Here is a 4,229-nt window from a genome sequence, read left to right as displayed (position 1 = left end):
TTTAGCTCGCATGATGAAAAATAAAGCTACGTTAAAATTTAAAAATTTCACCGCCCGCCCGCGCTCTTTTTGGATTCGTCTAAGGCTCGCGCGAGCAGGTGTAACTCTTTGCTACTCACTCCCGCCAAAGCCGTTTGTCTCTAAAGATCAAGCATCGTCGCAAAACCGAGCGAAGTGGGTAAAAATTTAAAAAATCAAAATTTTAAAAGCCTAAATTTTAAAAACCGAAACGCTACGAGTACGAATTGCGAGGCAAGTCGTTACATAGACTTTAGCGCGGATTACGACACGGATCGCAACATACGTCTTAAGCATATTGTTGCAGCACATGCCAAAGCATAAACTTTAACGCAGATCGAGACTTAAATTTAAATATATGCCACGATATAAATTCTAGCGCGGATTATGCATAAATCTCGTTAAAGGTCACGGCATGAACCCAAGCATGGATTATTACGACATACGCCTCAGAGCGGACCTAGACATAAATTCTGACAGGCATTGCGCCATAAATTTTAGAATTTCAAACGCAAATTTAAAAACGAATTTAGCAGTTTTAAAGCAGATTTAAGGACGGATTTTAGACGATGAAATTTTTAAATTTAAAAATTGCTGCCGTGTTCGCGCTGCTGCTCATAGGCTGCGACGGATGGAAGCGCCATCTAAGCACCGATGGCACCTCGCTTGCCTCCAAGTTCGACCCCTCCGAGCGCACGCTAAAGATCGAGGGCAACGACAAGCCGCTCGTGCTGTTTTTCTACACCAGCAGCTGCGGCGCGTGCAAAGCCCAAGTACCGGTGCTAAACGAGCTACAAGCTAGCGGCGATGCGCTGATCATCGGCGTTTTGGGCGACGGCAAGGGGCTAGAAGCAGATGCCGCGGTCGCTCGCGAAAAGGGGATAAAATTCCCAAGCGTCAGTGGCGCGAGCTCGGTGAAATACTTTGAAACCATCGTAGGCGGCATTTTCGGCACCCCCACGTCGGTGATCTACGATAAAAACGGCAAAGCGGTTAAAAAGCTCATCGGCCTCTACCCCAAATCCGCCTTCGAAACGCAGCTCAAGCTTATGAATTAACGAGCGAAATTTAATGCAGCCGGATTTACGCCGGCGGATCGCAAATGCCCACTAAAATAACACTTCGAGTTTAAAATTCCTTTCAACTTGCAGATGCCTTTGCATTTAAATTTCAAAATTTAGGCGCGCAGCGGATTTAAGTATTCGCCGAGTTTTGCTAAAATTAGCTTTGTCACTAAGCTGCTTGAATGGCTAAAAAGCGGCAATATCAAAATAGAAAGGAGGCGGCAATGAGTAAAAAATCCATTGCTTTAGGCGCTGCGATACTTTGTGGCACGCTAAGCCTAAACGCCGAGGCTTCGGCGCAAAGCGCGCAAGAAGATTTGAAATTTAACGCCGCAAATTTCACGCAAGAAAGCGCGATCGTAGGCGGCAAAAAGATAAAATTTCGCGCCTACAAAAACATAATCTACGTCGCAAAACCCGTAAGCGCGCACTATCAGAGTATGAATATCTTCATCCCGCAGCAATATTTTGAGGAGTGCAAGAGCGGCAAATTTGACGCCGTAAGCGCGCCGATATTTTTGCCAAACGGCGTGGGCGGCTACATGCCCGGCGAAGCGGGCGAGGTCACAATAGACGCAAGCGGCAAGCCAAACGCGATCGCTACGGCGCTTTCGCGTGGTTACGTCGTAGCTGCACCCGCAGCGCGCGGACGCACGTTAAAGAGCGCAAATGGCGATTATATCGGCAAAGCGCCCGCAGCGATCGTCGATCTAAAGGCGGCCGTGCGGTATCTGAAATTTAACGACGCGGCAATGCCCGGGGACGCAAACAAGATAATCTCAAACGGCACGAGCGCGGGCGGAGCGCTCTCGGCACTTTTGGGCACGAGCGGGGACGAGGCTGCGTACGAGTCGTATCTGCAGGAGCTGGGCGCTGCAAAGGCGAGCGATAAAATTTACGCGGCGTCCGCATACTGCCCGATCACAAATCTGAAGCACGCGGATGCGGCGTATGAGTGGATGTTCGGCGCGCAGAGCGAATATGAAAAGATGGATTTTAGCGGCCTTGATGCGGCGGGATTTAACGAGCGCGGCGAAAATTCTAGCGGCGCTGAAAAAAATTCCAAAAAAGGCGCAAATCAAATCGCTGCAAAGCCTGCACGCAAGGTGCTAAGCGGCAAACTAAGCGCGGCACAGATTAAAATTTCAGACGAGCTAAAGGCGCAATTCCCCGCCTATCTGAACTCGCTAGGCTTAAAGGACGGGGGCGGCCGCGCGCTAAGCTTGGATAAGAACGGCGACGGCAGCTTCAAAGATTACATAAACGGCCTCATATCGGCATCGTTTGCTAATTTTGCGGCGAAAAATCCGCGCGCGAAGGCGCCCCTATACCTCGCTGCAAAGATTAAGGACGACGCGTCGCAATCGCATATGCTTTTTTGGGGCTACGCGACCTCCGAGCCGCGTGCCAAGACCCCGCCCGCATTCGACGGCTTCGCGCTTGAAAATCCCGAAAACGAGCTGTTCGGCGGCGCGAAATTTAACGCGGCGCATTTTACGGATTTTAGCGCGATGAATGACCCCGCCAAAGGGGTGCTAATCGCAGGTGCCCAGCTTGTGGAGATGATGGATGCGATGAGCTTCGTGCGCAACGAAAACGGCGCGAAGCATTACCGCATCCGACACGGCGCGAGCGATCGCGATACGGCGCTTGCGATCCCCGCGATTTTGGCGCTTAGCTTGCAAAATGCAGGCAAGAACGTCGATTTTGCAGTGCCTTGGGGGCAAGGACACGCCGGCGATTACGATCTTGAGGAGCTTTTTGACTGGATCGATAAAGTGGTCGCGCAGTAGGCTTTACGGGCAAAATTTTACTTTGGATTTAGAATTTTGCCCGCAGCTTTGCCCTAAATTTTATCGCCCAAACACTCTCTAGCGGATACGCCGCGCGGCGTAAAATTCCGCTGCGAAATTCTATCGCGTAAAAATTTTAGCGCCGCCGCAAAGCGCGCAACGGCTTGAAATTTTGCGGCCAGCATTCAAAAAAATTTCATAGAATTTTATAGAGGCAAAACGGCGCGAATTAAATTTAATCGGTCACGACGATATATGGCGCGGAGCTTTTAGCGCGATCCGCATCAAAATTTCGGCGCAATCAAATTCTGCGGGCTAAATTTTAAATTTAAAGACTGAATATGCGATAAAATTTCACGACGTTTATACTATCCGATCGCAGCTCTTTGAGCGCGCAGGTATCACGTAATAGGCGCACATTCGGCGTGCGGATGATTAAAGCGCAAAAACTCCAAGCGAGCGCGGCAAGCAGGCTAAATTTAAGGCGTGCATTCGCGATCTCCCGCGGCTCCAAGCCCGCTTTTGCTATCCATTAGGCCTGCTTCAATAATCCGCTGACACACAAAAAGCGCCGCTTGGGGTCTGTATTTTTGCGCCGTGTGTATAAATTTCATAATTTAACGGCGCTTTTGAACGCAGCTTAGCCTATTTAAAGATCAGCACCCCGCGCGTCAGGATCGCTTCCCAAACCTGGTGCGCCGGCATCTTTGCGGCGGCGTAATTCGGCGCTAAATTTAACGCTAGCTAGCATTGCGCTGCCTTTAGCTCGCGCGGTAGGCGCTCTATCTATGGCAACGCAGCTTCGGCATTAAATTTAAACGCGCTGTCTTTGCGCCGCCCTCTAGCTTGCGTACGGCGGGCATCGCCTGCGACGACGCCAAAATGCAAGCCGCTTTTTGCCGCGCTGCGCCGCGAAAGAGCTTTTAAAATTTAACGCCCTAGCCTTTCGCGATCTCGTAAAAACCGTCCTTAAAAACAACCTTGCCCTCATCCGCCAGACGCTTTAAAAGCTGCGCGCTTTTTTCGTCAAACATCGCCTCCACGTCGCTCGTGCGCTGCGGACGGCGCGAGAGAGTGCGCAAAATTTCATCCTCGCTAAAGCTCAGCCGCTCGCTTGCGTATTTGGGCGCAGAAATTATATTTACGTTTTGATTTTCGATGAAAGTGGCCAGATAGCGCAGCTGCGCCTCGCTCACTCCCTCTACGCGGTATGCGGGCGGGCGATCTATAGTGCCAATATCTACGCGGTGCGGATTGATGCGAGCTAAAGCCGCATTCAGCGCCACAAAATCCTCTTGCGTGTCATTTAGCCCGCGCACGACTAGGATTTCGATATCAAGCTCGCCGCGAAACT

General features: G+C 50.7%; 4 protein-coding genes and 1 pseudogene. 4 read left to right on the top strand and 1 reads right to left on the bottom strand.

The genetic code is table 11. The annotated features are described in order from the left end of the window. From Q0238_RS06565 to Q0238_RS06550, 4 genes are all read left to right on the top strand, one after another. The coding region (locus tag Q0238_RS06565; protein WP_297944145.1) for a hypothetical protein at positions 1–190 on the top strand (190 nt) is incomplete at its 5' end. Positions 191–433: 243 nt separating this feature from the next. Next, positions 434–571, top strand: a complete 138-nt coding sequence (locus Q0238_RS06560) for a hypothetical protein (RefSeq protein WP_297944144.1) — start codon at positions 434–436, stop codon at positions 569–571. Between the two features lie 16 nt (positions 572–587). After that, entirely contained in the window at positions 588–1,076 is a 489-nt protein-coding gene (locus tag Q0238_RS06555; RefSeq protein ID WP_297944141.1) for a TlpA disulfide reductase family protein, read from the top strand. A gap of 230 nt (positions 1,077–1,306) precedes the next feature. Further along, entirely contained in the window at positions 1,307–2,875 is a 1,569-nt protein-coding gene (locus Q0238_RS06550; protein ID WP_297944138.1) for a subtype B tannase, read from the top strand. Between the two features lie 938 nt (positions 2,876–3,813). Here Q0238_RS06550 and Q0238_RS06545 read toward each other — a convergent pair. Then, positions 3,814–4,229: pseudogene (locus Q0238_RS06545) on the bottom strand (radical SAM protein); the annotation flags it as partial.

The sequence above is a fragment of the uncultured Campylobacter sp. genome (assembly GCF_938045775.1).
GTDB lineage: Bacteria > Campylobacterota > Campylobacteria > Campylobacterales > Campylobacteraceae > Campylobacter_B.
This window is presented reverse-complemented; position numbering and strand designations above follow the sequence as displayed.

Bases quoted from the DNA above. Each gene is read 5' to 3' on its own strand.
- Q0238_RS06560 (WP_297944144.1), top strand. From the start codon at position 434: ATGAACCCAAGCATGGATTATTACGACATACGCCTCAGAGCGGACCTA.
- Q0238_RS06550 (WP_297944138.1), top strand. From the start codon at position 1,307: ATGAGTAAAAAATCCATTGCTTTAGGCGCTGCGATACTTTGTGGCACG.
- Q0238_RS06555 (WP_297944141.1), top strand. From the start codon at position 588: ATGAAATTTTTAAATTTAAAAATTGCTGCCGTGTTCGCGCTGCTGCTC.